Genomic DNA, 25,413 nt, shown 5'->3' with positions numbered 1-25,413 from the left:
ATTAGTGCGCCAGCCCAAGAGGCGCACATACAAACACCGCAATTCGGAGAACTGGCATGACCTTCATCGTTGTCGCCCTTGTTGTCTTGGCCCTGCTGGCCATTCTCACGTATCTCTATCTGCCCGCATTCCTGCGTCTTCTGGGCATTCATAGGCACTATACTATCCCGGATTTCGACATGCAGGGCCGCCGAGCGCTCGTGATCTGCACCAACCACAACCGCCTGGATCCAACCACAAAGCCCACCGGGGCCTTCGGATCCGAGTTCACGGTGCCATACTATGCGTTCGTCAATGCAGGCATGGAGGTCGATATGGCCTCGCCCAAAGGCGGTGAAATCCCGATCCAGCCTTGGTCCTGGACGTGGCCACTTGCCTGTCACGACGACAAGCGTTTCATGACCGACAGCAAGGCGATGCACGACCTCAAGAACTCCAAGGCCGTCGCCGATCTGGATCCTAATGACTACGACGTGATCTTCATGGCCGGAGGCTGGGGTGCGGCCTATGACTTGATGCAAAGCGAGGAACTGGCTGATTTCATCACCCGCGCCAATGCCGCAGGCAAGATCCTTGGCTCTGTCTGCCACGGCGCCCTTGGTCTGTGCGGCGCTAAAGGTCTGGATGGCGAACCGTTGGTCAAAGGCCGCCGCGTCACCGGCGTAACGAACGGTCAGATCAATACCTTCGGCATCGCAGTCACACCCAAGCACCCCGAGGAAGAGCTGCGTAAACTTGGCGCGATCTTCGAATGCCAGCACGCATTCCGTGACCCTTTTGCCACGCACACCTCGATCGACGGCAATCTGGTAACCGGCCAAAACCAGAACAGTGGTTATGAGACTGCGCACCGTATCCTCGAAAAGATGGCTACGCAACGCAACGTCTGATCCCGAGCAGGTCTGGCACAGGAGCCAAGAAATGCGCATCGCTCACGCAGCACACTTGGGCTGGCAGCCGTTAGAAAAAAGAGCCTTTGGCCTCATCTACGGTGCCATTTTGGTGCTTAGCCTGCTCATGGCATTGGGTGATACGCCCGAGGCTCCTTTTGAGCCAGCCTTGGTCCTGTTTGGATCTGTTCTTGCGGTCACACTGGTCCGCTCATTCGCAGCACTTCTGTCTCATGCGATGGAGACAGGCGAACGGATGCTAACTCTAAAGGCTACGCAAACCGCGTGGTCGAACAACCACCCGATGCTGATCGTCGCGAATGCGCCCACGGCGCTGTTCATCGCCGGAGGTCTGGAATGGCTGACAATGCAAACTGCGACAATGCTGTCCCAAGCGTTTTGCGTGGCCATCCTCATCATACTCGGCGCACGGGTTGGCTGGGTGATTAATCATAGTTGTTGGCTCGCGTTCGGTGGGGCACTGTTCGCAGGCGGTCTGGGCTCCGGATTAGCGGCCCTGAAATATGCCATTCAATGACGCGCGAATGTCGCGACATTCGTGTGAGTGGGATTGGAGAGGGCCGCCCCTTCGTCCCCCAAATTGTCAGTAGATCGTTCACTTGGAGTAAATCTGAATGTCTTGGCTTCGATATTCCCTTGGCATCATCGCCCTGTTAGCTGTCGCCATCTATTTCGGCTTGCCGCCGACGCTTAAGGCGATGGGCTTTCACCCTCACCACGAAATCCCTGAGTTTGATCTGGCGGGACATCGCGCACTGATCGTAACTACCAGCCATGACACACTTGGCAAAACGGGCCGAGCCACCGGGGTGTTCGGATCGGAAATGACGGTTCCCTACTACGCCTTTCTCGAAGCCGGACTGGACGTCGACATCGCCTCGATAAAGGGCGGGGAGATCCCGGTCGAGCCGTGGTCGATGAGTTGGCCGCTGGCAACGCCCGAAGACCTGCGTTTCAAGAAGGATCCTGCGGCAATGGCGATGCTACGGGACTCCCTTCCCATCACCGAAGTCGATCCCAGTGCCTACGACGTGATCTTCCTGGCTGGTGGCTGGGGCGCGGCCTATGACCTGGCGCAAAGCGATGAGCTTGCCCAAGTCATTACCAAGGCTAACGCTCAAGGTGCCGTCCTTGGGTCGGTTTGCCATGGGGCGCTCGGTCTGGTGAACGCTCAAAATACAGAGGGCTCACCCCTCATCGAAGGCCGCCGGGTGACAGGCGTCACCGACAAACAGATAAAGGAGCTGGGCATCGAAATCACGCCTTTGCACCCTGAGAGCGAAATGCGTTCCATGAACGCTGTGTTTGAGGCCGAAACCGCTTGGCGCGACTTCTTTGCGACGCACACCGTAGTCGACGGCAATCTGGTAACTGGCCAGAACCAGAACAGCGGCTATGAGACTGCTCACCGCATCCTCGAACTACTCGCGGAGCGCTGAGTTGCCCAATAAACGTCCTCTATGGCTCGGCGCAGGTGCGCTGGCAGTGACCGTTGTCGCGGTCGCTGCCGTGGGACTTTCGCAGCATGTCATTTCTTCACCTCAAACAGAACTGGCGTGTTCCCTGAACGAGGCCGACCTTGGTGAGTTCGTCGAAATCCCCGGCGGCGGATTCGTCATGGGCGTTGATCCTGTGTTTCCCGAGGAGGGCCCGCCCCGGAAGGTGCTTGTTTCGCCTTTCCGCCTGCAGGCCCACGAGGTCACGAACAGCCAGTTCGCAGCGTTTGTTGCTGAGACTGGGTATGTCACCGAGGCTGAACGCAATGGCGGTTCGGCACAGTTCAGCGAAAGCGATACGCCCGAAGTATTCCTTTCCTGGTGGTCTCTGGACGCCGACGCAACGTGGCGCACGCCGGATGGAGCAGGATCCGACCTGGTGGGTCGCGACCTGCACCCTGTCGTGCATGTCACACTGAATGACGCCAAGGCTTATGCAGCTTGGGTGGGCGGACGGATTCCGACTGAGGTGGAATGGGAATACGCGGCCAGCATGGGTTTGTTCGATCCGATGGACCCGCATTCGGGCATCCGCGCGCCCGATGGCAGCGCCCGTGCCAATATCTGGACGGGCCTTTTTCCGGTGCTCAACTCCCGGCGGGACGGTTTCGCGGGGACAGCGCCGGTAGGTTGTTATGAGCCGGGACTGACAGGTGCCTACGACATGATTGGGAATGTCTGGGAATGGACCGACAGTCCATTCGCACCCGCCGTGCCGCGTTTCACGATCAAGGGCGGCTCGTTTCTTTGTAGCGAGGACTACTGCCAAAGATACAGGGTCGCCGCGCGCGAGAGCCTCGAGCGCGATTTCAGTACCGCGCACATTGGCTTTCGTATCGTAAAAAGCATGGGGGACACTGATGGATAAGGCTCAGAGGCTGTTCCTGCTGGCAATGGGCATCGGCCTTGTGCCTGTGGCGCTCTCCTACGGTGCGCTGCCGGACAAGAGCCTGCCTTGGCTCTACGGCCTCAGCGACCCAGATTTAACCATGCAGCACCTCTTCCGTGCGATCATGGGACTGTACCTCGGCATGATCATCTTTTGGCTGGCCGGTGCCGTACGCGCCGACCTGCGGATGCCTGCGCTGTGGAGTGTCTTCGTGTTTGTCACTGGCATTGCATTAGGCAGAGTGTTGAGCCTTTTTCTCGACGGCTGGCCCCAGCCACTACTGATCTTCTACCTGCTCGCGGAAATCATTCTCGCGGGAACAAGCTTTTATCTCATCACCAGAGCACCCAACAGCAAGAATGCGAGCGACGCGTGATCCGTGGCGTTTGGAACTTAAAGACGTTCGCCGGGAAACAAGTGACGGAACAACACCTTGCTTATGCAAGCCCCTACTAAGAAACACACTGGAAAGATAATTTAAATGAACCTTCGTGTGACGCTTCTTCTGTGCCTGTCCCTCTCCACGCTGGCCGCTTGCGCGGGCAAGCCGAAAGAGTTTGTTGCGCCGAGCGCCCAGATCGGTACGGCTGACGTTCAGAGCATATACCTTGCCACCAACAGAACCGTTGCCTCTGACCTTTCTGGAACCACGCAGCGCGGTGACGCACTTACTTTCGCGCAGTACGACATCACGATCCCGCCAACCCATAAGCCGGGTAAAGTGGAGTTCTCTGCGGCAAATCCTGATCCCTCGATGAGTTTCACCGTTGCCAACGCGCGGGCGGTTCCGTCTCTTGCAGCCCTTGGAAAGGCCGTTCGAACCGAAGCCGGGCCCCGCGGCCGCCCTATCGACAGTGCGGTCGTCTACGTCCACGGGTTCAACACGTCGATGGAGTCGGCCGTCTACCGTCATGCGCAGATCGCCCATGATTACGGCCTTCAAGGGCCGCAAGTCACCTTCTCATGGCCGTCGATCGAACGCCCCTTAGGCTATGTGCGCGATAAGGACAGCATCCTGATCGCGCGCGACCATCTTGAGGCTCTTCTGGTCGAACTGACCCGCAACAATCAGAAAGTCTTTGTCTTTGGCCATTCCATGGGCACACAGCTTGTCGTGGAAACCTTGCGGCAATTGTCCATCACCGGGAAAAAGAAGGTTCTGAGCCGGATCGGGGGCGTAATCTTGGTTTCGCCAGATATCGATCTGGATCTCTTCGAATCCCAACATGAACGCATCGATCCTTTGCCGAACCCGTTCGTCGTAATGACCTCCGAAAGCGATTATGCACTGCGCTTTTCTTCGCTCCTGACAGCGCAGCCGGAACGGCTCGGATCAGCGCGGGACCGCGACCGTCTTGTCGCACTCGATCTGCTGGTTCTTGATCTCTCTGGGTTGCCTGATGCGCGAAACCACTTTCTCGCAGCAACGTCACCCATCGTTATTGATGTTGTGACCAGTGCCCGCGAAGAGGTTCTGGCGGACAGGTTTCCAAGAAGCGGGGTGATTGATGTCGCTGCAATGCAGGAGAAGAGAATTAACTGAGCGATGCAGACAGGCACCTGGGCGATGAACTTAGGCCATTAAGCGATGAAGCAACGCCGGAGTTGAAACTGCAACGGCTTGAGCTGTTAAACCGCGGGCCGCGCCAACAGCGCACTCGCCAGACAAAGACTGTTGGGCACGGCTGCTCCGCAACTGGTAGAGCCGTGCCCTAACAGTGGACGCTTGCCATAGGGCAGGACCGAGAGACCTCTTTAGGGCGTGCTGCAAACGACTACTGAGCTCCTCCCGCACAAGTTTTAGTCGGGGGGGAGCGGCAGCAACAAAATGAAGCGAGCAAGCACTTCTCCAACGCCAACTACGAGAAAGAGCTAGTAAAGGGCAAAAGAAGCGGAACACCCAAAGCTCCCCTCATCCGCGAAAGATTAGAAGATGCTGTAACCTTTATGGCTTGGATGGTTTTGAAGCATGGCGATGTCTATGCACCCATCTTCTACCGGCTTGAAGCCGAACTCGAAGCTTGGAAATGCCCAAGGGCCGAGGCAGAGAAGTTCCTGCAGGATCGACTTGCTCAGGGTGAGCCACCACACCTACCGAAGCCGCCCAAACAAATTCGAAATACCAAACTGTGACCCAATTTGTGACCCAATTTGTAGCCCAAATCTGGATCGGATCGGAAAAACTCAATGATTTCAAGGGAAACTGGCGGAGAGACAGGGATTCGAACCCTGGAGACGGTTTCCCGCCTACACGCGTTCCAGGCGTGCGCCTTCGACCGCTCGGCCACCTCTCCGCTTGCTGCGTCGGCTTGGCACCGACGGCGTGAGTGGGGGTATAGTCAAAGCACCCGGAGGGCGCAAGGACTTATTTTGAAAAAACCTTCAGGTTTCCCCAACCTGTGAACTTAGCCGGCGCGAAACGCACAACAGCTTCGGATTCCACGTATTTTCATGAGCATCCCCCCTCATTCACCGGATGTTGAGTTTCAATCATCATGATATGGCGTAAGGATCCCAATATGCAGACACGTCAAGGCGTCTGCGCGTCCTTACAACCCAGATAAACGGGGGCACAGGTGTTCAGTTTTTTGGCGAGAGTATTCGGCCTTTGGTTCGTTGCCGTGGCATTGGTCGCGTTTGTGGTTGACTGCACACGCAGCATCGCCGCCTCGGCATGGGTGGTGACGCCGATGGGGCAAGTCTGGTTTGACTTGTCGCCGGAAAGTCTGAACGCGGCTCAGGCGGGAATCCAACGGAATGTTTCTCCATTCCTTTGGGATCCGATCCTCCAAGGCCTCCTCCAGTATCCGGCGTGGGTTGTTTTTACCCCTCTGGGCCTTTTGCTGCTCTGGTATGGCGACCGCCGGAAAAGACTGCGCGCCTCGCTTTTGTAAGTAGCCAGCCTGCCTCGCCGCCCGCCAGTTGACGCCTTGATTTATCTCAGACTTACTCCAGTTTGATATCAAGTCGTTTCAGGGGAGGTTATGATGTCATTCATGAACATGCTGTCCAACAAGTTCAGCGGCAAATCCAATGAAGGAACACTGCCGGGGCGGCATGACCCCATAAACCTTCCCGGTACCCATCATGTAAATGGGCACCCTCTGGCGGGCCCTTACCCAGCAGGCTTCAAACGGCTTATCGTCGGCATGGGATGTTTTTGGGGGGCAGAGCGCCTCTTCTGGAACAAAGAAGGCGTCTACGTCACTGGCGTTGGCTATGCGGGCGGAGGCACGCCCAACCCTACCTATAATGAGGTCTGCACGGGGCGAACTGGCCATGCCGAAGTTGTGTTTGTTGCATTTGATCCCACCAAGACATCCCTTGATCAGCTCTTGAAGCTCTTTTGGGAAAATCACGACCCTACTCAGGGAATGCGGCAGGGTAACGATATTGGCAGTCAATATCGGTCAGTGATATACACTTTTGATTCGAGTGACCTTTCCACCGCAAGAGAATCAAAGGAGGTTTATCAAAGAAATCTAAGAGAATCCGATTTGGGACGAAGCATAACGACAGAAATTCGAACAGCCCCTGCCTTTTATTGGGCTGAGGACTACCATCAGCAATATCTTGCCAAAAACCCCGAGGGTTATTGCGGCATTTGTGGCCTGGATGTCCGTTACACAACCTAAATTCATCAATTCAAGAATCGATTCTTTTAGACAGTCAGGTTATCCCTCACCCCATTCCACCACCCTTAATTGAATGAGTGAGTTGATTAATATAAAATTTTAAATTAATTTTATCTCACCGAACTTAAGGGCAACACTTTTCAAGAAATGTTTTCAAATGTTAGTTGATCAAGTAGCAAACAAATTGACGGCGGTCAGCACGTTGCTGGAAGACACAAGCGTCGAAACCTATGGCGACCTTTCCTCAAGTGCTGTCGCTGCTCTTCTAACCATCCAACGCAACTCCACTGTTTCCATTGGAGGCATTGCGACAGAGGTTCGTCTTAGCCACTCTGCGACGGTCCGCCTGATCGACCGGCTGGAAAAAGACTGGCTCGTGCGCCGGCAGCGTCGCCGTGGCAGAGAAGTTATGGTTGAGCTCACAGCACGCGGTAAACGCAGGGCTTCGGACCTGGCAAAGAGCCGTTGGGATACAGCCACCGCTCTGCTCAAAGAGATCGACGAAAAAGATCTGGAGCGACTGGATGCGGTCTTCCAAAGCATTCTTGACAAGGCTGAGAACTCGACCTGCATGCGATACTGCTTCACGGACATGGAGCCAGTGGCTGAACCAGCCTAATCTATAGGCAGGTATCTCAGCTTTAATAGAGAATTAAGTAAAATAACTGCAGAAATGACCCCTCAAATTCATGAGGGAAATTCATGCAGTCAGATCATCAAAACGAGAGCGAAGTGGGCATGTCATTCTACATGCTTGTCTTTGCTCTCGTTTTTTTATGCATGAGCCTTGCCACACTGGTTCCCAGCAGCGCCTCAAGGGTCGCTATACTCTCGGCCCCATGGTCCACTGCAGCAATTGACAGCGCTGTCGCCGCAGAAGGGGCGCTCCTTGGAACCATCGGCAACGGACGATATCTGGTAGTGGCAGCTTCGGATAAGCCTGACTTCATAGAACAACTCTACAACCACGGAGCACTGCTTGTGCTTTCACCCTTGATTTTTGACGCGTGCCGGTCGGGCCTGAACGCTTTTGGAGAATGAAACGATGAGTGGGCAAAGGCTTTCCTCGCAAAGCATGCACGAGATGCGTGAGGCTGTAACACGGCTGATTATCGGCCTCATGTGGATCAACGTTTTGTTGGCTATAACGGCCGCGTTTTTGAATGAGCACGCCTCGGTGGCAATCATCTCTGGCATTGCTGTCTTGCTGGCTGTGGTTCCCACAGCCGTCTGGATGCAGTTTGGCTCTGCAACTCCTACCCGGATTGTGACCGCGCTTTGCATGGCCGCCATTGTGTCCGTCATTGTGGCGGCCAGCGCCTCACCAGATGCGGCCACTTCCTATCAGATTGACATGCACATGTACTTTTTTGCGGTGCTTGCCATTCTGATTGGCTGGTTTGACATCCGCCCTCTGCTGGCCTTTGCCGCCGTTGTGGCGCTCCATCATCTGACCTTCAACTTTCTTCTTCCGGAGCTTGTGTTTCCGGGAGACGGCAGCATCGGCCGTGTGGCCCTTCATGCAGCTATTCTGATTTTGGAAACGGCGGCGTTGGTCTTGACCTGCCAAAAGGTCCATGAGCTGTTCAGCACGTCAGAAAAGGCCCGCGAAGACGCAGTCGCGGCAGAAGAACGGGCCCTTGCACTGCAGGCATCTGAAAGCGAGCGCCAGTCCAATGAGCATGAGCATTCCATCCGCGTACAGGAGCATATTGCCGCGTTCAAAGCCGAAGCCGATGAACTGGTCACTGAGTTGTCAAACCGCGCCCAAACCATATTGCAAGCCACAGAGGCCCTGACCCAGCTGGCTCATGACAGCAACAGCCGCGCAGACCGTGCAGAGCACTCTTCAAACGTTGCCTCGGGCAATGTCCAAACCGTCTCTGCAGCTGCTGAAGAGCTATCTTCCTCCATTGGCGAGATTGCACGTCAGATTGCTCAGACCAACGAGAAGATCAACGACGCCAACTCAAGTGCGCGTGCAGCTGATGAGACAATGAGCGAGTTGTCCGATGCCGCCAATCGCATTGGCGAAGTGATCACCCTCATTCAAGCGATTGCGGAACAGACAAACCTTCTGGCTTTGAACGCCACAATCGAAGCCGCGCGGGCGGGTGAAGCGGGCAAAGGCTTTGCCGTTGTGGCTGCGGAAGTCAAAGATCTTGCGACCCAGACCTCCAAGGCCACAGAGGAGATCAGCGGCCAAATCTCCGAGATTCAGGGACAGACACGCCAAGCCGCCGAAGCGATCGGAAACATTTCCGCGCGAATTGACGACGTAAACAGCAACGCCAGCGCCATTTCCGCAGCTGTTAGCCAACAGGGTGAAGCTACCAACGAAATCTCCATGAACATCACCTCTGCTGCGCAAGGCACCCAGGCCGTTGCTGAGAACGTGCAGGGCCTCGGCGAGGCGGTTGAGCAAACCTCACGTGCCGCCGGTGAGGTGAACAATGACACTCGCGTCATGGAGGAGCGCATTGTTCAGTTGGGCAACCGGATCACACAGTTCCTGCAGGATGTCGCCTGACGTCTTGCATCAGCACCGGACGAGATAAAGGGGCCGTCTCTTGGCGGCCTTTTCCCGTTCTTATAGCGGACTTAAACGCGGCGCATGTTGCCAGCAACTCCATCTGACTGGTATACCCGCGCGCATTGTTTTGCACGTTGAGGTGTTACGCTTGTTCACAGTGAGAATTGCAGCACATGTCGCGATTTGAGGATGGCACGGTTCTGCTGCTCGACCGCAAATCGCGGTTTGAAGCACGTCTCTTTTCCAAACCATTGGATGTGATTGAGTGCTGGTCGCTGGACGATGTGCGTGCAACACTTGCTGCACTGGAAGAAGCGCGTACGAACGGCGCCTACCTTGCTGGCTATTTTGCGTATGAATTCGGTTTTGCCTTTGAAGAAAAGCTGATCCCGCGCTTTCGCGGCACAGACGGGATGCCCCTCGCCTGGTTCGGGGTCTATGAGGCACCTGAACACCTTACTGCAACGCAGGTCCAATCATGGCTTCATCAAGCCCGGGACCCGGGCGAAACATCCGCCAAGATTGACCTCAAAGAGTTCGATCTGAGCCGCGATGCCTATGAGGCTGCTTTCCAAAAGACACAGCAGCACCTAGCGGAAGGTGACATCTATCAAATCAACCTAACCATGCGCGCTGCACTGCAGTTTGAGGGCGACCCGGTTCATCTGTTTGAACGGCTTCTGTTTCAGCAACCTGTCGACTATGCAGCGTTGATGCATGTGAATGGGCACCGTGTGCTTTCCATTTCACCTGAGTTGTTTCTCTCTCGTCGTGGAGACCTACTCACCTGCAAGCCTATGAAAGGCACAGCCGCACGAGGGCGCACGCGGGCAGAAGATCAGCGCATCGCACGCTGGCTTACGAGCGATACCAAATCCCGGGCCGAAAACACCATGATCCTAGACTTGATGCGCAACGACCTGTCGCGCATCGCCGAGCCGGGCAGTGTTGCGGTACCATCCCACTGCGAGGTGGAGACCTATCGCAGCATCTTCCAGATGACCTCTACAACCACGGCAAAGCTTGAAGAAGGCGCAGAGCTTCCTGAGATCATGGAGAGGTTGTTTCCGTGTGGCTCCATCACCGGAGCCCCTAAACTGCGGGCCATGGAGATTATTGACGATCTGGAAGCCAGTCCGCGCGGCATCTACACCGGCTCCATTGGTGCAATCGAACCAAATGGTGACTTTTGCTTCAATGTGGCCATACGAACGCTTGTGCTTGATGAGGCCGGGAACGGCAGTCTTGGAACGGGCTCGGGCGTGGTCTTCGATTCCGGAGCCTCCCCTGAGTATGAAGAATGCTTGCTGAAGCTCGAAGTCTTCACCGATCCAATTGAACCGTTTGGCCTCATTGAGACCATGAAGTGGACACCTGAAGACGGCTTCTTCCTACTTGAGCGCCATATGGCCCGCTTGCTGGAGAGCGCTTCGTATTTTGGCTTCAAGATCGATGGCGAGGCCGTGCGCGCGGCATTAGCGGCTCACGCGAATGCGTGGGACCCAACCGCCCAGCGGGTACGTTTGGAGCTGCACGAGGATGGGAGCTTCCAAATACAAAATACGCCCCTGCCCTCAGCGTCAGACAGCGAGTGGTCTGTTTGCCTTGCACGGGAACCGCTCCTCTCAAACAACCGGTTTCTTTTTCACAAGACAACGCACCGGGCATTTTATGACGACGCCCGCAAGCGATATCAGGAACGGTTCGGCTGTGAGGAAACCATCTTCACCAACGAGGACGGCTTTCTGACGGAAGGCAGTTTCACAACGCTCTTCATTAGAAACTCCGGAAAGCTGCTCACGCCTCATCTACGCCACGGCCTGCTTCCCGGAACGCTCCGAGCGGGTCTGCTGGAACGAGGCATCGCGGAAGAAGCCGACCTGCGGCCAGAGAACTTGGTGAAGGCAGAGGCCGTTTATGTGGGAAACAGCGTGCGCGGCCTGGTAAGAGTGGAGCTATCCAAACTATTTGCGGCTTTTGAAGGGGAGAGAGAACATCAGCCGTGAATCTGATCGGGCCAGAGACTCGAGAAGTAGCGCATTTCCTGTTTGACAGCCGCCTCATCAGGATGCACCGGATTTTCAATGAACTTCATCGCAAACAGGCAGGCCAGCCCATAGGGCGCAAATATTGAGAGCCTGTTTTTTGCCTCAAGACGCACCCCAACAGCCAACGCCTGAACAGGGCTCCGAAGTATGGCTTCATCTGTGCATGAGGGCGGAGGTTGGTTGGGGCCGCTTTCAAGAAGCGGCACGCTTTGCAGCGGCCCAACATTCTCGACCGCTATGCTGAACGGGCTCTCTTCCAGCACCAGCTGAAGATTGCGCAGCAATGCCAAATCCCCGCCCGCAGAAGATTTATCGCCCTCAAAATACGACAGATGCAGCGGCAGCTTACTGCCCAGTTGCTCAGGCTTACCAAACAAAGCACTGCCAACAATCAAACCGATAGTGCGCCCGGAAATGCGCCAGTCCGCCACCCCAAGAGAACGTATGCCTTTCATGGCTGACAGCAATCCGGGATGAGTGAGCAGCAGCAATGAGAGCACACGTCGCCGCTCGTCCTCTGATGACTTCAGAGGATCTGCAAGAATCTGCTGATCGAGCAATGTCAGCTCTTGACTGACTGTGTCGGCAACTTGCTGCGGCACGGGCATGGCTGTCCTAATTTCGAGAGGTCTCGCGCCCCTTATACTGGGGAACTAGCGGAGGAACAAACCCGCATCTTGTCTTTGATGGCGCAGAAACTCGTCATCCTCCCAATCTATGATCGTAACCGGGGACCAGACGGATTGTAGACGCGCCGCTTTATCCTGATGTGTCTTTTTATTATCAAGCGCATAGTTCGGCACAACAAGCATGTCGAAGATGTTGCGCAGGCCAAACGGCGCATGCACTTTTATGTTTTCTGTTTCTGCCTCCAGTCCGACAGCGACCGCGTGGGTCTTTGAGGCATAATAGTCCAGAGAGTGGGTGGCATGCTGCAGCTTCGGATAGTCCGCCCCGAACCGGTCCGGATACCACAAATGAACACGGGCTTGATTGCGCACTTCAACGGGAACACCAAGGTCGGCCGATCGGGAATCAATACGCTTGATAATGCGGTCCTCAGCCTGCCAAGAAAGATCGGCACCATCGAAATAGACCAGATCATAGTCCTTGATCCCGTGGCCCTGAGGCAAGCCCAACATCGCGTTCCAGAGGTTTTGGTAGATGGCGCCTGAAACGATCCAGGCGTCGGGCAGCTTCTCAGCCGCCGCCAACTTCAGCAGCGACCAGATGACTGAATTGTTGCGTACCACCTCTCGAACCAGCGCTTGCAACTCTGGCTCGCTTGCCTGGTTTATCCTGTCACTACCGAAGGTTGGGAATTGGAGCCCATGTTCTTGCTTCATGCTGATTTCGCGTCCTCGTTGCCCTTGCCCAGAAAACAGGCCTAATGGCCTCCGCGCTCCCTTCCGCTCTCGGAGAACGGAATCCACTCTGACCTTCACGCTCTTGATACTAACAAAAGCCAGCAGCTTATCTTGTGCCGCAAGCTTTAGATCTGTTTTAGTGCCTTGCCAAATGCCAGAGCGAAGAGCTGCTCGAGCTACCTGCAAGCAGCATTCAAATGAGGACGATTCATTGTTGAGCATAATTCAACGTGGATAAGAAGTGCTTGATGCCAGCATGGCGCTTGCACACCCTTAGCAGCGAAAGTATATTGATCGCTTATTCCGATAAAAACAGAACATTTTAGCAAGGCTTTGCTTTTGTTTTCAGCCCAGCCAAGCGACGCAAAATAAGTGAATTGACGTATCTCCCGCATGGTGAGGTGAGCGAAATTAGCTCAATTCTACTCAACTATGTTGACAGGCTTCGCTGTTCGTGTAGATGTTCGTCCGTTTGAACACTTTTATCGGGGAAATCATGACGCACCTTTACAAAGTTGCTCGGGCAGCGGTTGCATGCGCAATCACTTCCGGGGCGTTTTTTGCTGCCGTATCGACTGCTTCCGCCGCTGACTTCACAGCTCAGATCGGACACCTTGAGTCAACGGCTCAGTCCCGTCACATCATGCTCGAAAAGGTTGCAGAGCTTGTGAAGGAGCGCACAGACGGTGCTGTGGAGTTCCAGATTTACCCGCAAGGTCAGCTTGGGAACCAACGCGAAATGACCGAAGGTGTTCAGCTGGGCATCATTCAGGGCACTGTTTCTCCGGCCGGTTTCCTTGGCGGCTTCAACCCGGCGGTTTCCGTTCTCGACATCCCTTACCTGATGCCAAAGGACGCCGAGAAGGCTCAGAAAATCCGCGGCGGAGAGTTTGGTGAAGCGCTGCTCGCGACTTTCGACAGCCGCGGCGTGAAGGGTGTTGCCTTGTGGCCCAATGGCTGGAAGCACATGACCTCCAACAAACCGCTTGAAAGCGTTGATGACTTTCAGGGCCAAAAGTTCCGCGTGATGGACTCCAAAATCCTCATCGGTCAGTTTACCGCATTGGGCGCTTCCGCAATCGTGCTGCCATTCAATGAGGTATACACCTCCCTGCAGACGGGCATTGTAGATGGACAGGAAAACCCGCTCGACACCATCCAGCGCATGAAGTTCTTTGAGGTGCAGGACAACCTTGTTCTGACCAACCACGGCGCTTTCGAGGATGTTGTTTTGTTCAATCAGGCTTGGTGGGCTGCTCTGCCTGCTGAGTATCAGACCGTCATTTCGGAAGCTTTCGAAGAAGTGATCCCCGAGCTTGTTGCGCACAAGACTGCTGCTGCCGAAGACGCTCTCAAAGTGATCAAGGACAGCGGGACGACCGTCCGCGAACTAGACGATGCAAAACGGGCGCAGATGCGCGAAGTGATGTACCCAACTGCTCGGGATGCCTATCTCTCCGCAACGGGCGAGGAAGGCCAGAAGCTGATCGCTATCTACGAAAAAGCATTTGCGGACGTCTCCGCAAACTGATTACCAAGCAAACGAGAGGGCGCGCCTGAAGTGGCCGCGCCCTTTTCTGTTTTATATCAGCGGGCCAGCGAACTGTTTGGGGAAACCATGAGAAAAGCGCTCAATCTGTTACGCCTCGTGGAGCGGACATCCATCGTCACCATCTTCTTGGTGATGGTGTTTCTGTTCTTCTTCAACGTTCTGGTGCGCGAGCTGGCAAGCTCCTATTCCGCGCAGTTTGCATGGATTGAAGAAGCGGTTCGCCTGCTCAATCTGTTTCTTGTGTTCGGCGGTCTGGGCCTTGCCCTGGAACGCGGGCGCCATGTGAGCATCGATACCATTCGAAACAAGCTGCCCGAACACCAACGCAAATGGCTGATCCGCGCGATTGACCTTAGCGGCGCTATCATTTCGTTCTATGTGGCACTGCTGGGCTACCGCCTCATGGTGTTCGTGCTGGGTACAGGCCAGAAAAGCCCGACGCTGGATCTGCCCATGGGTTGGATTTATCTGGCACCCCTTCTGGGCTTCTCGCTCTTGGGCCTGCGCTATCTCCTGAACCTTTTCGGCATAATCAATCGATTTGAAAACGCCCCACGAACCGCAGAAGAAGGCGAGAACGCATCATGATTGCCATCCCCATTCTCCTCGCCGCAGCTCTGCTGATCCTTGGCTTTGAAATGCTGCTCGTGCTTGGCCTGCCTACGCTTGCAGTCAAGGAAATGTTCTACGGCCACATTCCGGAGGCTGTGTTCGTTCAAAAGCTGGTTGGCGGCATCAACCATACCACGCTGCTCGCAATCCCGTTCTTCATCTTTGCGGCGCAGCTCATGGGCGCAGGTCAGATAGCGCGGCGGCTGACCGACTTCATTCAAACGCTGGTGGGTCATACGCGCGGTGGCATGGGCCACACCACCATTGGCGCCTCCATGATGTTTGGCTCCGTCTCCGGTTCAGCGCCGGCAACGGTGGCTGCCATGGGCCGCATGGTGTATCCGCGCCTGCGTGAAACTGGGTTTTCCGATCGCTTCAGCACGGGCCTTATCGTCTCCAGTGCCGAAACGGCCCTCCTCATTCCACCATCCATCACCATGATCATCTATGGCTGGATGACTGGCACCTCAGTTGCAAAGCTGTTCGCGGGCGGCCTTGCCATTGGTGTGATCCTTGGTCTGGCATTTGCCCTGATGGTGATGTGGGAAGCCCGCCGCTCGCCAATCAAAACCTATGAGCGCACGTCATGGAAAGAGCGCTGGGTCAGCTTCCGTCGTGCGGGCTGGGCACTTGGCATGCCAGTGATTATTCTTGGTGGCATCTATTCTGGTTTTGTAACGCCAACCGAAGCGGCCGTAACCAGCGTGGTTTACGCCATCATTGTGGAGATGGTGGTGTATCGACACCTGACGCTGAAGGACCTGTTCCGTCTTACAGAGCAAAGTGCGATACAGACATCGGTGATTTTCATCCTGTTGGCGTTCGGCGGTATTCTGGCGTTCTTCGTCACACTGGCGCAGGTTCCGGCCTTCATTACCGGCTTTTTGACTGACATTGATGCCGGGCCAATCATGTTCCTCATGATCATCAATCTGGCATTCCTGATCGCTGGCATGTTCATTGATCCGAACTCAGCCTTGATCCTGCTAGTTCCGCCGCTGTTCCCCGTTGCAACCAGCCTGGGCATTGATCCGGTCCACTTCGGCATGATTGTCACGCTCAACATCAGCCTCGGCATGATCACACCGCCGTTCGGGCTGGATATATTCGTTGCTTCATCTACTTTGAACAAACCGGTGGCAACGATCATCAGCGGGGTCTGGCCTTTCGTTGTCATGAACCTCGTTGTCTTGGGGATCGTTACCTACGTACCGGATCTTTCCTTATTCATCCCACGCCTCATCTTCGGCTAGGACTTAACAATGATACATCAGGACATGGATCCGGCTTCAGCTCGACCTGAAGCCGGACTTAAGGCATTTGAAGCACTGTGTACGGTCAAGTCCAACACCTCGGCCAACGATGACTACCGGCTGCTGGTACTGGAAGCCCCAAAGCACATCCTGAACTGCCAACCAGGGCAGTTTTTCCATTTGTTGTGTCCAGTGACGGACCAACAGCAGCCTTATCTGCGCCGCCCCATGAGCATCTATCGCTTTGATGCCGACAAAGGTGAGCTTGCTTTTCTTTACAAGGTCGCTGGAGAGGGAACCGCGGCCATGGCGACACTCAAGCCGGGGGAGCTGTTCAATGTGCTCGGCCCGCTGGGTGTTGGCTACACCATCAAACCGGAGTGGCAGAACCTGCTGCTGGTGGCTCGCGGCGTTGGACTTGCCACTCTTGCGCCCCTTGCGCAAGAAGCTGCTCGGCTTGGACGCAAGCTGACAGCCATTTGCAGCGCACGCTCTGAGGCAGCCCTACTTTCCACGGAGCACTTCCGCTCTCTTGGCGCGCAAGTGATCAGCGTGACTGATGAAGATGGCTCCTCCACCGTTGAGAACCTGCAAACGCTGATTGAAGGGCTGATAGCCAGTCAAGGCGTTGATGCGTTCTACACCTGTGGCTCCAATCGCCTCTTGAAGCTGCTTCAAGAGCTGGGCGCCAAGCATAACATCCCCGGCGAAATCGCACTGGAACAGCAAATGGCCTGTGGGCTCGGCATGTGCCAATGCTGCGTGCGCCCATTCTCGCAGAATGGAGAGGTTGTGCACCTGCGCGTGTGCAAAGAGGGCCCAGTGTTTGACCTTCAGGAGGCAATGGGATGGTAGATCTTTCCGTGAAACTGGGCCAACTGACCCTGAAAAACCCGATCATGCCAGCCTCAGGCACTTTTTCTGAAGACCTTTCGGAAGTGCTGGATCTGAACAAGCTTGGTGCGTTGGTTGCAAAAACAATTACGCGCGAGGTGCGGACTGGCAACCCAACACCGCGCGTATGCGAGGTGCGTGGTTCCATGCTGAACTCCATCGGGATTCCCAGCAAGGGGCTTGATTACTTCCTTGAAAAAACCCTTCCGTTCTTCAGGCACTATGACAGTCCGTTTGTGGCGTCCATTTCTGCCGGAACAGTCGATGAGTTCGCGAAGCTTTGCGAAGACATCAGTGTGCCCGGTGTTGCTGCCATTGAGGTGAACATCTCGTGCCCAAACATTGAGGAGGATGGCAAGGCATTTGCCATGCGCCCTGCCTCAACGCTCGCCGTCATGGAGAAGCTGCGCTCAGCGACCGACCTGCCGCTGTGGGCGAAACTGTCGCCAAATACCGGAGAAACAGCGGAAGTCGCGCAAGCCGCTGAAGAAGGCGGCGCGGATGCACTGGTTGTTGCCAATACACTGCTCTCTATGGCTATCGATGTCCGCACCCGCAAACCGAAGCTCGGCAACCTGATGGGCGGGCTGTCCGGCCCCGCTCTGAAGCCGATTACCCTGCGCATGACCTATCAATGCGCCAAGGTGGTCTCGATTCCTGTGATCGGTTGTGGTGGCATCGCAAATCTGGAAGACATTCTGGAGTACCTCATCGCGGGCGCAACCGCCGTGCAAGTTGGTACGTCTACATTCATCAATCCGACAATCATGACCACACTCGTGGACGAACTGGCGGCCTATGCCGAAGCGGAGGGTCTTGCGGACCTGAGCAGCCTGATCGGTTCAGTGCGCGATGGTGAGGCTGCTGATCAGCAGTTTCTGGAGGCTCTCTCATGAACCGCAGTAACACGCGCTTCACGGAAGCGGATGCAACTCTCGCGAAGAACCTTTTCGAGCACTTCAAGTTTCACACCCGCGATACGGAGGGCGTAAGCCGCCCTGCTTACTCGGAGATTGAAACAGAAAGCCTGAAGTACCTTGCAGATTTTGCCCGCGGCAATGGCTTGCATGTGGAGTATGATGCGTTGGAGAACGCCATCTTCTCGCTGCCGCAAGATGCCAAGGCAACGCAATATGTCCTTATCGGCTCCCACATTGACAGCGTACCTCAAGGCGGAAACTTTGATGGCCTTGCAGGCATTCTTGCTGGACTGCTGTGCCTTCTGAAAGCCAAGCAGGTGGGCCTGCGCTTCAAGCGCCCTGTCAAAGTGATTGCATTGCGCGGCGAGGAAAGCGCCTGGTTCGGCCCTTGCTACATCAGCTCGAAAGCGCTGCTTGGGCATTTGCACCTTGATGAGCTTGCTGCACGCCACAAGGCGGACGGGCGCACGCTCGCCGAACACATGCATGACATCGGCATTGATATGGAGCCCATCGAGCGCGGCGATCAATTTCTGTCTCCGTCAAGCGTGCTTGAGTATTTGGAGCTCCACATCGAGCAAGGCCCCCTGCTTGTCGAGAAGAAACTTCCAGCAGGCATTGTCACTGGCATTAGGGGCAACTTCCGCCATCGCAACATTCGCTGCATTGGTGAACCCGGTCACTCTGGAGCCGTACCACGTGCTTACCGTCATGACCCGGTGTTTGCTCTTGCAGACCTGCTGACGCGCCTTGATGAGAGCTGGCTCACGCTTCTGCAGAAAGGTAATGATCTTGTTCTTACCAGCGGCATTGTGGGCACTGACCCGAACCGCCATGCCATGACACGCATCCCCGATGAAGTAGGTTTCTCACTGGATGTCCGCAGCCAGAGCAAAGCCGTTCTAAACGGCATGCGCGAGATGCTGGCTCAGGAAATGGCAACCATCGAAGCCGACCGTGGCGTACGCTTCATTTTGGATGACGAGCACCGGGTTGAACCCGCGCTCTGTGATTCCCGGATCGTCCATGGCCTGTCCCGCGCAATGAACGAAATTGGCTATGAGCCGTTTCACATGGCCAGTGGCGCGGGCCATGACGCTGCTGTTTTCGCCAATTCCGGCATTTCCACGGGGATGGTGTTTGTACGTAACCGAAATGGATCACACAATCCTCTTGAAGCCATGGACATTTCGGACTTTATGGTCGGAACAGAGATATTCTACAGCTACTTGATGGAGACCTAGGATGACTGAGATCAGCCGACTGACCATTCGCCAACCCGATGATTGGCACCTGCATTTGCGCGATGGCAGCATGCTGAGATCTGTCCTCCCGAGCACCAGTGAAACTTTCGCCCGCGCCATCGTGATGCCAAATCTGGTGCCGCCCGTGGTGACAGCCAAGGATGCCGCCGCCTACAAGGACCGCATTCTTGCGGCCATTCCAGAAGAGCATGGGTTCACGCCGCTGATGACCCTCTATCTGACTGAGGATACGGACGCAGACGATCTGGCGCACGCCTACACGTCTGGCCTCGTCACAGCGGTCAAGCTCTACCCGGCCGGTGCAACAACAAATTCCAACAGCGGCGTTCGCAACATCGAGAACGTCATCCCGGTGCTGGAGCGCATGGCCGAGATCGGCATGCCGCTTTTGGTCCACGGCGAGGTCACCACCCATGAGGTCGACATTTTTGACCGCGAGGCGGTGTTCATCGACACGATTCTTGATCCTCTGCGCCGCCGCATTCCCTCTCTTCGTGTTGTGATGGAGCACATCACCACCAAACAAGGTGTCGACTATGCCAAATCGGGCGATGACAATCTGGCCGCCACGATCACGACCCACCACCTGATCCTGAACCGCAACCACCTTTTGGTCGGAGGCATCAGGCCCGACTATTACTGTCTTCCGATCGTGAAGAGCGAAGATCATCGTTTAGCCCTTCGTGAAGCGGCCACGTCCGGCAGCCCCAAGTTCTTTCTGGGCACGGACAGCGCCCCCCACACGGAAGCCAATAAAATCTGTGCATGTGGCTGTGCGGGCATTTTTACGGCTATCAATACGATGAGTTGTCTGGCACATGTGTTCGCAGAAGAAGGTGCGCTCGACAAGCTTGAAGCGTTTACCTCCTTGAACGGACCGGCTTTCTATGGCATGGCTCCGAACGAAAACACAATTGACCTGGTCAAGAGCGATGATCCTATCAAGTTTCCGCGGCAAATCTGGAGTGAGGACGGCCCGGTAACTGTTTTTGATCCCGGGTTTGAACTTTTCTGGAAAGTCGAAAAATAAAGATAGGCACTCTGGCCAGAACTGCTGACTAGAGGGAGCCTCATGTTTTCCAATTCATTTCCAGAACCAGAGTTGATGGCGGAAATCACAGCGAAAATGCTGCTGGAGATCAAAGCCGTTCATTTTCGCCCTGAGGAGCCTTACACCTTCACCTCTGGTCTGGCGAGCCCGGTTTACATCGACTGCCGCAAGCTGATCTCATATCCGCGCATCCGCAACACCCTGATGGATTTCGCAACTGCGACCATCCTGCGAAACGTCGGCTTTGAGCAGTTTGACGCTGTCGCGGGCGGTGAAACCGCGGGCATTCCGTTCGCTGCGTGGATTGCGGACAAGATGAACGCGCCAATGCAGTACGTTCGCAAGAAGCCAAAAGGGTTTGGCCGCGACGCGCAAATCGAGGGCCACGTTGAAGAAGGTAGCCGCATTCTACTGGTGGAAGACCTGACAACAGACGGCGGCTCCAAAATCAAGTTCTGCGAAGCCCTGCGTCGTGCCGGTGCCGAAGTGAGCGACACTCTGGTGGTGTTCTACTACGACATTTTTCCAGAAACCAAGGTGAAGCTGGCCGATCATGGCCTCAATCTGCATTACCTATGCACTTGGTGGGATGTGCTGCGCGTGTGCCAGAAAAACGGCTATTTCGACCCGCAGACCCTGAAGGAAGTGGAAAGCTTCCTGAACAATCCGCTCGAGTGGTCTGGCAACCACGGCGGCGTTACAGAAATTTCCATCTGAGTTCGGTTTGGAGAGAAACTTTTCAATGCGCGGGCACTGTCCCGCGCATTGGTGTTTTTGCCTCCCTTAACGGGGCATGGGGATAATGAGCAGGGATTCCATGAGGCTTTTCTGAAGGGCACCGATCTGTAGGCTGCTGATGCAGTTGGAGGGTCGCGTCTATGCTTGGAGTTCTGCGTCTAACTTTTTTATGTCTTCTTGTGAGTGCCAGCATGGCCTTTGCAACGGGACTAAAGCCACCAAGTGCACTTGAGCAACCCAGCGGCGCTCCTCTGCCCAGCCTCACCGGCTTTTGGACAGCAGTTAAACTTGAAGCACTTTATTGGCACCGAGATCAGACCAACGAAGAAACCGCCCATTTCTCTCTGGAGATTGAAGAACAAAACGGCGCTCTGCTGGAAGGCATGGTGCATTGGGACAACGACGCGACCAAGGGCCCGGGGCATGACGGGTCCAGCGAGACACGCAAGGCGCGTCAACCGTTCATAGGCGTGCTCGGTTACGATGGGCGCAGTTTGACCTTGGTACAACACCCAGACAGCGGACGGCTGGAAGGTCGTTTCCTAAATGCTGATAGTCTTGAGCTCGTCTATTCAGAGGCTGGGCGCCATGCCGTCGTGGCCCGCTATCTTCTTGTGCGGCAGGCAAGCCTTAAAGGCCAGTGAACCAGCGGATCATCATTGAGTTTGCGATGTCGATGAAAAAGCCGCAGGTCAGTGGTACAATCAGAAATGCCTTGTGGGACGCGCCATACCGCTGGGCAACCGATGTCATGTTCAGAACCGCGGTTGCCGTCGAGCCCAAAGCGATGCCGCCAAACCCTGCGGAAATCACTGCTGCGTCATAGTCTCGCCCCATCGCCCAGAACACCACGTAGAGCGCGAAAACGACCGCAAAGAGGATTTGCAAGGTCATCACAAAGGCGACGTAGTTGATTGAGGACCAAAGACTGATCAAGTCCATGCTCATCAGGGTGATGCTCAGAAAAATGCCAAGGCACATATCTGAGACCAGTGCGATGCCTTTGTTGCGGCCATCCCGATCGAACTTAGGGACAAACAGCATGCCGATGTTGTTCATCAAGATGCCAGCGACAAGCACGGGCACAAACATGGGCATGGTTACGCCCACCTCTTCCAGAAAGAGATGCATGAAGTAGCCAATAACCACGGCGACATTGATGAGAAAGATACCAGCCAGCACATCGTAGTAGCTAAGCGTCGTCTGGTTGATCTCCCCCTGAAGCTCCCCCACTTCCAGATCCGCATCCGCTGAGCCGGAAAGATTGTGTTTATGGATCAAGCGCTGCGCGATCGGACCGCCAATGACACAAGCCCCAATGATGCCAACCGTATTGCAGGCCACACCAATGGCTTCTGCATTGGTAATGCCCAGCCTTTCCGAAAAGATCGGGGCCCATGCCACTGTTGTACCAACGCCACCTACCAAAGACATGGAGCCTGAGGCAACGCCCAGCAGCGGATCGTAGCCATAAAGCGTCGCTGCGGCCATGCCGATCACATTTTGCGCGGCAAGAAAAACCGAAGAAACGGCTATCAATATGAGAAGCGGTAGTCCGCCCTGGACCAAGTCCTTGATGTTGGCCCTTAGACCAATGGCTGCGAAAAAGAGGATCAGCAGGAAGTCACGCGGCTCACTGGCGAAAGTGACGGCGAAGTCAGCAAAAGCAGCGGCAATCGCGAGCACAACGGCGCACAACAGTCCTCCCACAAGTGGATCAGGGATGGTAAAGCGCCGCAGCAATGCGGACCTGTCGGTCGCGTACTTCCCTACAAACAGAACGAGAATGGCAAAAGTGACAGTCAAAAACCCATCAAAATGCATGGGTATAGCTCCCTCAAGTGTTGTTCTGTTGTCGTGTATGGGTCGCAGTTCAGAGTTGGGTGCTGATTGTGCACGATCGGTGTGCGAAGCGTTGGTTCCTTAAAATCCAGCTAGCCCTATCAAATATGACGCAGCGTAACAAGGCATACCATGGCTTAGGATTTACGCTGGCCAGCCACGGCAACCCGGGCCCTTGTCAGGCAGCATTTGCATTCATCATAGCCATCGCCTATAGCCGGACCACTGACAACTCAAAGAACGCTGCCCCCATCGGAGCAGAGGCAAAGGACCCCATGAGCGATATCGAGAACGATGCTCTTGCAGAAGCCTATAATCGGGCATTGGAACTGGAAAAGGCTGGCAAGCTTGATGAAGCGGCAGCGGCGTACGCCGAAGTCCTGCGCCTTGATCCCGCTGATCATGGGGGCGCAGCGGTTCGTCTTGCAAGCATGGGACGCGGTAGCACCCCGCCCAAAGCTCCAGACGCCTATGTAAGCACTCTGTTTGATCAACATGCAGAAGTGTTCGACAGCGTTTTGGTCGACCAGCTCGGCTACTCGGTTCCCCTGCAGGTCCGAGACCGCCTCGACAAGATCGCACCGGGCCCATACCAGCGCATGCTGGATCTGGGCTGCGGCACTGGCCTTACAGCCGAAGCTGTTGAGGACATTACCGAGGATCGCACGGGTGTAGATATCTCCGAAGGCATGATTGAAATTGCCGATGAAAAAGAAGTCTATGACGCGCTCTATGTCTCCGAACTCGTTGCTTTTCTTCAGGGCATTGAAGCCCCGCAGTGGCACCTGGTTGTCGCAACAGACGTTTTGCCCTACATGGGCGCGCTGGAAGAGTTCTTTGCGGGCGTGAGCGAACATTGTGCAGCACAGGGTATGTTCGCCTTCTCAAGTGAAACCTTGCCCGATGAGATGTTTGAGGGTGCGGACTACAAGGTTGGCGGCTTCCAGCGTTTTGCCCACGCAGAGACCTATGTGCGCAAACTCTTGGATCAAAATGGATTCGAGACGCTTGAGAGCAACCCGATTATCGTGCGCTATGAGCAAGGGCAGCCGGTTCCGGGACATCTCTACATGGCGAAGAAACGCGGATAACCTTTAAAATTTAAAATAAAAGGCGTGGCTGGTCGGATCACCTGTTTTTAACCATGGCGCTGCATGGTATAGCAGCCTGTAATTGCTGAACGATAGCACTTGCTTGATTGTTTTGGGCCAAAACGGGGATTTTAATGGCCACGCCCGAGTATACTTTAAAGCTAAACGGTAAACTTCATAGTGCCCGTGACGGCCAAACCATCCTTGAAGCCGCTCAAGAGGCGGATGTCGCGCTTCCACATGACTGCGACGATGGCATTTGCGAGGCCTGCCGCGTCAAGCTGATGAGTGGTAGCATCGATGATGCAGGAACGCTGCAAAAACATAGTGTTCTGGCATGCAAGGCGAAGATAACCGGCGACTGCGAAGTGGCATGGGATGGCCTTGCCGAACCCGTTGAATGGCGTGGTCGCGTATGCCATTTCCAACCTCTGGCCAACGATCTCGTGGAGCTGGATGTGCGATTTCAAGGCTCCCCAGCCTGGATGACCGGCCAGTATTTTCGTGCTCAATGGAAGTCAGGGCTAGAGGTACAGTTTTTCCCCTGTTTCTCGCTGGATCGTCCCCCAGAGTTTAATACGATCACCTTTCATCTATGGCCTGAAACGCTGTTCGACGGCCTGCACCGCCCGCGCAACCCGCTGAAAGACGGAAAAGCCATAAAGCTTTTTGGCCCATTCGGCACTTCGTTCCTTCGCTTTGAAGATGAGCGGCTCATTTTGATCGCAGACGCACAAGGTTTCACCCCAATCTGGTCGATCGCCATGGCAGCTTGCCGTGGGCAACCCTTGCGCCCAAAGGTGATGCTCGTTGAACGAAGCCTTGCTTCACGAAACGAACTTCAACCCGCTTTCTCGTTGCTCAACGAACGCGGAGTCCGCATTGAGGTGTTTGATGCATCCGCTTCTGATCTCACTGCGCATTTGCAGCAAATGCTGCCTGATTTGACGGAGTATGATGTCCTTCATGCCGCCGGCACCCATCCAGTCTTGAAGGCAACGAAAGCGCTGGCAAACGGCGTCCGTGCGACGCTGCACCCAATACCATTGCTAGACCCGGTACCGTGTACCTGATTGAGAAAATATGCTTTTCTGCACTTGTGCACGCAAACCGCATATGTAACCAGAGCACACGAACCTAGTATTTTCCAGAAAAACAATTAGAGATGCGCTGACAAGCGCCCTGCAACCGCTGCACTGCAAATATTAATATTTGCAAAAATCACACCTCACCCAAGAAATATTCCAGAACACAAATACCTTCAAATAGAATTGTTCTTTCGTATAGATCCATAAGTCCAATTGCGAACAGTTTTT

27 protein-coding genes and 1 tRNA gene are annotated in these 25,413 nt (G+C 55.1%); 23 read left to right on the top strand and 5 right to left on the bottom strand.

The window, feature by feature from the left end; genetic code table 11:
- Positions 1-56 precede the first annotated feature (56 nt).
- The 6 genes from Q3Y58_RS01805 to Q3Y58_RS01780 all read left to right on the top strand — a co-directional run bounded on the left by Q3Y58_RS01805 (position 57) and on the right by Q3Y58_RS01780 (position 4,839).
- The gene (locus Q3Y58_RS01805; RefSeq protein ID WP_319620755.1) at positions 57-890 is read left to right on the top strand and encodes a type 1 glutamine amidotransferase domain-containing protein; all 834 of its coding nucleotides are present in this window, start codon (positions 57-59) and stop codon (positions 888-890) included.
- 31 nt (positions 891-921) lie between these two features.
- Complete coding sequence (locus Q3Y58_RS01800; RefSeq protein ID WP_319620754.1) at positions 922-1,428, top strand: hypothetical protein; 507 nt, start codon at positions 922-924, stop codon at positions 1,426-1,428.
- Between the two features lie 97 nt (positions 1,429-1,525).
- Positions 1,526-2,350, top strand: a complete 825-nt coding sequence (locus Q3Y58_RS01795) for a type 1 glutamine amidotransferase domain-containing protein (RefSeq protein WP_319620753.1) — start codon at positions 1,526-1,528, stop codon at positions 2,348-2,350.
- Position 2,351: 1 nt separating this feature from the next.
- A complete protein-coding gene (locus Q3Y58_RS01790; protein ID WP_319620752.1) occupies positions 2,352-3,275 on the top strand; it encodes a formylglycine-generating enzyme family protein in 924 nt (307 codons plus the stop codon).
- The gene (locus tag Q3Y58_RS01785) at positions 3,268-3,672 is read left to right on the top strand and encodes a DUF4345 domain-containing protein (protein WP_319620751.1); all 405 of its coding nucleotides are present in this window, start codon (positions 3,268-3,270) and stop codon (positions 3,670-3,672) included. Before Q3Y58_RS01790 ends, Q3Y58_RS01785 begins: the two co-directional genes overlap by 8 nt.
- Positions 3,673-3,777: 105 nt before the next feature.
- Positions 3,778-4,839 carry an alpha/beta hydrolase gene (locus Q3Y58_RS01780; protein ID WP_319620750.1) on the top strand — a complete coding sequence of 354 codons (1,062 nt, stop codon included), beginning with the start codon at positions 3,778-3,780 and terminating at the stop codon, positions 4,837-4,839.
- A 383-nt stretch (positions 4,840-5,222) separates the two neighbouring features.
- Here the strand turns inward: Q3Y58_RS01780 and Q3Y58_RS01775 are convergent, their stop codons facing one another.
- Entirely contained in the window at positions 5,223-5,387 is a 165-nt protein-coding gene (locus Q3Y58_RS01775; protein ID WP_319620748.1) for a hypothetical protein, read from the bottom strand.
- 113 nt (positions 5,388-5,500) lie between these two features.
- Positions 5,501-5,590 (bottom strand) — tRNA-Ser (locus Q3Y58_RS01770).
- Between the two features lie 294 nt (positions 5,591-5,884).
- Here Q3Y58_RS01770 and Q3Y58_RS01765 point away from each other — a divergent pair.
- The 6 genes from Q3Y58_RS01765 (at position 5,885) to pabB (ending at position 11,470) form a co-directional block, all read left to right on the top strand.
- Positions 5,885-6,190 carry a hypothetical protein gene (locus Q3Y58_RS01765; protein ID WP_274218075.1) on the top strand — a complete coding sequence of 102 codons (306 nt, stop codon included), beginning with the start codon at positions 5,885-5,887 and terminating at the stop codon, positions 6,188-6,190.
- 93 nt (positions 6,191-6,283) lie between these two features.
- Positions 6,284-6,931 carry a peptide-methionine (S)-S-oxide reductase MsrA gene (gene msrA / locus Q3Y58_RS01760; RefSeq protein ID WP_319620747.1) on the top strand — a complete coding sequence of 216 codons (648 nt, stop codon included), beginning with the start codon at positions 6,284-6,286 and terminating at the stop codon, positions 6,929-6,931.
- A gap of 157 nt (positions 6,932-7,088) precedes the next feature.
- The gene (locus tag Q3Y58_RS01755) at positions 7,089-7,550 is read left to right on the top strand and encodes a MarR family winged helix-turn-helix transcriptional regulator (RefSeq protein WP_319620746.1); all 462 of its coding nucleotides are present in this window, start codon (positions 7,089-7,091) and stop codon (positions 7,548-7,550) included.
- A gap of 83 nt (positions 7,551-7,633) precedes the next feature.
- Positions 7,634-7,972: a hypothetical protein gene (locus Q3Y58_RS01750; protein WP_319620745.1), complete on the top strand. Its 339-nt coding sequence runs from the start codon at positions 7,634-7,636 to the stop codon at positions 7,970-7,972.
- 4 nt (positions 7,973-7,976) lie between these two features.
- Positions 7,977-9,461 carry a methyl-accepting chemotaxis protein gene (locus Q3Y58_RS01745; RefSeq protein WP_319620744.1) on the top strand — a complete coding sequence of 495 codons (1,485 nt, stop codon included), beginning with the start codon at positions 7,977-7,979 and terminating at the stop codon, positions 9,459-9,461.
- Positions 9,462-9,637: 176 nt separating this feature from the next.
- Positions 9,638-11,470, top strand: a complete 1,833-nt coding sequence (gene pabB / locus Q3Y58_RS01740; protein WP_319620743.1) for an aminodeoxychorismate synthase component I — start codon at positions 9,638-9,640, stop codon at positions 11,468-11,470.
- Here the strand turns inward: pabB and Q3Y58_RS01735 are convergent.
- Together Q3Y58_RS01735 and Q3Y58_RS01730 are read right to left on the bottom strand one after the other, a co-directional pair.
- Entirely contained in the window at positions 11,461-12,114 is a 654-nt protein-coding gene (locus tag Q3Y58_RS01735; RefSeq protein WP_319620742.1) for a nucleotidyltransferase family protein, read from the bottom strand. The two genes, pabB and Q3Y58_RS01735, sit on opposite strands and share 10 nt — an antisense overlap.
- Before the next feature lie 51 nt (positions 12,115-12,165).
- A complete protein-coding gene (locus Q3Y58_RS01730; protein WP_319620740.1) occupies positions 12,166-12,858 on the bottom strand; it encodes a nucleotidyltransferase family protein in 693 nt (230 codons plus the stop codon).
- A gap of 517 nt (positions 12,859-13,375) precedes the next feature.
- On the opposite strand from Q3Y58_RS01730, the gene Q3Y58_RS01725 reads away from it, so the two are divergent.
- From Q3Y58_RS01725 to Q3Y58_RS01685, 9 genes are all read left to right on the top strand, one after another.
- Positions 13,376-14,410 carry a TRAP transporter substrate-binding protein gene (locus Q3Y58_RS01725; RefSeq protein WP_319620739.1) on the top strand — a complete coding sequence of 345 codons (1,035 nt, stop codon included), beginning with the start codon at positions 13,376-13,378 and terminating at the stop codon, positions 14,408-14,410.
- 87 nt (positions 14,411-14,497) lie between these two features.
- Complete coding sequence (locus Q3Y58_RS01720; protein ID WP_274218066.1) at positions 14,498-15,019, top strand: TRAP transporter small permease; 522 nt, start codon at positions 14,498-14,500, stop codon at positions 15,017-15,019.
- A complete protein-coding gene (locus tag Q3Y58_RS01715; protein WP_319620738.1) occupies positions 15,016-16,296 on the top strand; it encodes a TRAP transporter large permease in 1,281 nt (426 codons plus the stop codon). The genes Q3Y58_RS01720 and Q3Y58_RS01715 overlap by 4 nt, the downstream gene beginning before the upstream one ends.
- Before the next feature lie 9 nt (positions 16,297-16,305).
- A complete protein-coding gene (locus Q3Y58_RS01710; protein ID WP_319620737.1) occupies positions 16,306-17,151 on the top strand; it encodes a dihydroorotate dehydrogenase electron transfer subunit in 846 nt (281 codons plus the stop codon).
- A complete protein-coding gene (locus Q3Y58_RS01705; protein ID WP_319620736.1) occupies positions 17,145-18,086 on the top strand; it encodes a dihydroorotate dehydrogenase in 942 nt (313 codons plus the stop codon). The genes Q3Y58_RS01710 and Q3Y58_RS01705 overlap by 7 nt, the downstream gene beginning before the upstream one ends.
- The gene (locus tag Q3Y58_RS01700; protein ID WP_319620735.1) at positions 18,083-19,354 is read left to right on the top strand and encodes a Zn-dependent hydrolase; all 1,272 of its coding nucleotides are present in this window, start codon (positions 18,083-18,085) and stop codon (positions 19,352-19,354) included. The genes Q3Y58_RS01705 and Q3Y58_RS01700 overlap by 4 nt, the downstream gene beginning before the upstream one ends.
- 10 nt (positions 19,355-19,364) lie before the next feature.
- Positions 19,365-20,405, top strand: coding sequence for a dihydroorotase (gene pyrC / locus Q3Y58_RS01695; RefSeq protein ID WP_319620917.1), 1,041 nt, complete (start codon positions 19,365-19,367; stop codon positions 20,403-20,405).
- 42 nt (positions 20,406-20,447) lie between these two features.
- Positions 20,448-21,143 carry an orotate phosphoribosyltransferase gene (locus Q3Y58_RS01690; protein ID WP_319620734.1) on the top strand — a complete coding sequence of 232 codons (696 nt, stop codon included), beginning with the start codon at positions 20,448-20,450 and terminating at the stop codon, positions 21,141-21,143.
- 212 nt (positions 21,144-21,355) lie between these two features.
- On the top strand, positions 21,356-21,808 hold the full coding sequence (locus Q3Y58_RS01685; protein ID WP_274218060.1) for a hypothetical protein: 453 nt from the start codon (positions 21,356-21,358) through the stop codon (positions 21,806-21,808).
- Here the strand turns inward: Q3Y58_RS01685 and gltS are convergent.
- Positions 21,795-22,988, bottom strand: a complete 1,194-nt coding sequence (gene gltS, locus Q3Y58_RS01680; RefSeq protein WP_319620732.1) for a sodium/glutamate symporter — start codon at positions 22,986-22,988, stop codon at positions 21,795-21,797. The genes Q3Y58_RS01685 and gltS overlap by 14 nt on opposite strands.
- Positions 22,989-23,281: 293 nt before the next feature.
- On the opposite strand from gltS, the gene Q3Y58_RS01675 reads away from it, so the two are divergent.
- Together Q3Y58_RS01675 and Q3Y58_RS01670 are read left to right on the top strand one after the other, a co-directional pair.
- The gene (locus tag Q3Y58_RS01675) at positions 23,282-24,097 is read left to right on the top strand and encodes a methyltransferase (protein ID WP_274218305.1); all 816 of its coding nucleotides are present in this window, start codon (positions 23,282-23,284) and stop codon (positions 24,095-24,097) included.
- A gap of 134 nt (positions 24,098-24,231) precedes the next feature.
- Positions 24,232-25,170: a 2Fe-2S iron-sulfur cluster-binding protein gene (locus Q3Y58_RS01670; protein ID WP_274218058.1), complete on the top strand. Its 939-nt coding sequence runs from the start codon at positions 24,232-24,234 to the stop codon at positions 25,168-25,170.
- The last annotated feature ends 243 nt before the right edge of the window (positions 25,171-25,413 follow it).

The organism is Nesiotobacter zosterae, from assembly GCF_033843645.1.
GTDB classification, from domain to species: Bacteria; Pseudomonadota; Alphaproteobacteria; order Rhizobiales; family Stappiaceae; genus Pseudovibrio; species Pseudovibrio zosterae.
The sequence above is the reverse complement of the archived record's forward strand: the minus strand, read 5'-3'. Positions and strand labels throughout refer to the sequence as shown.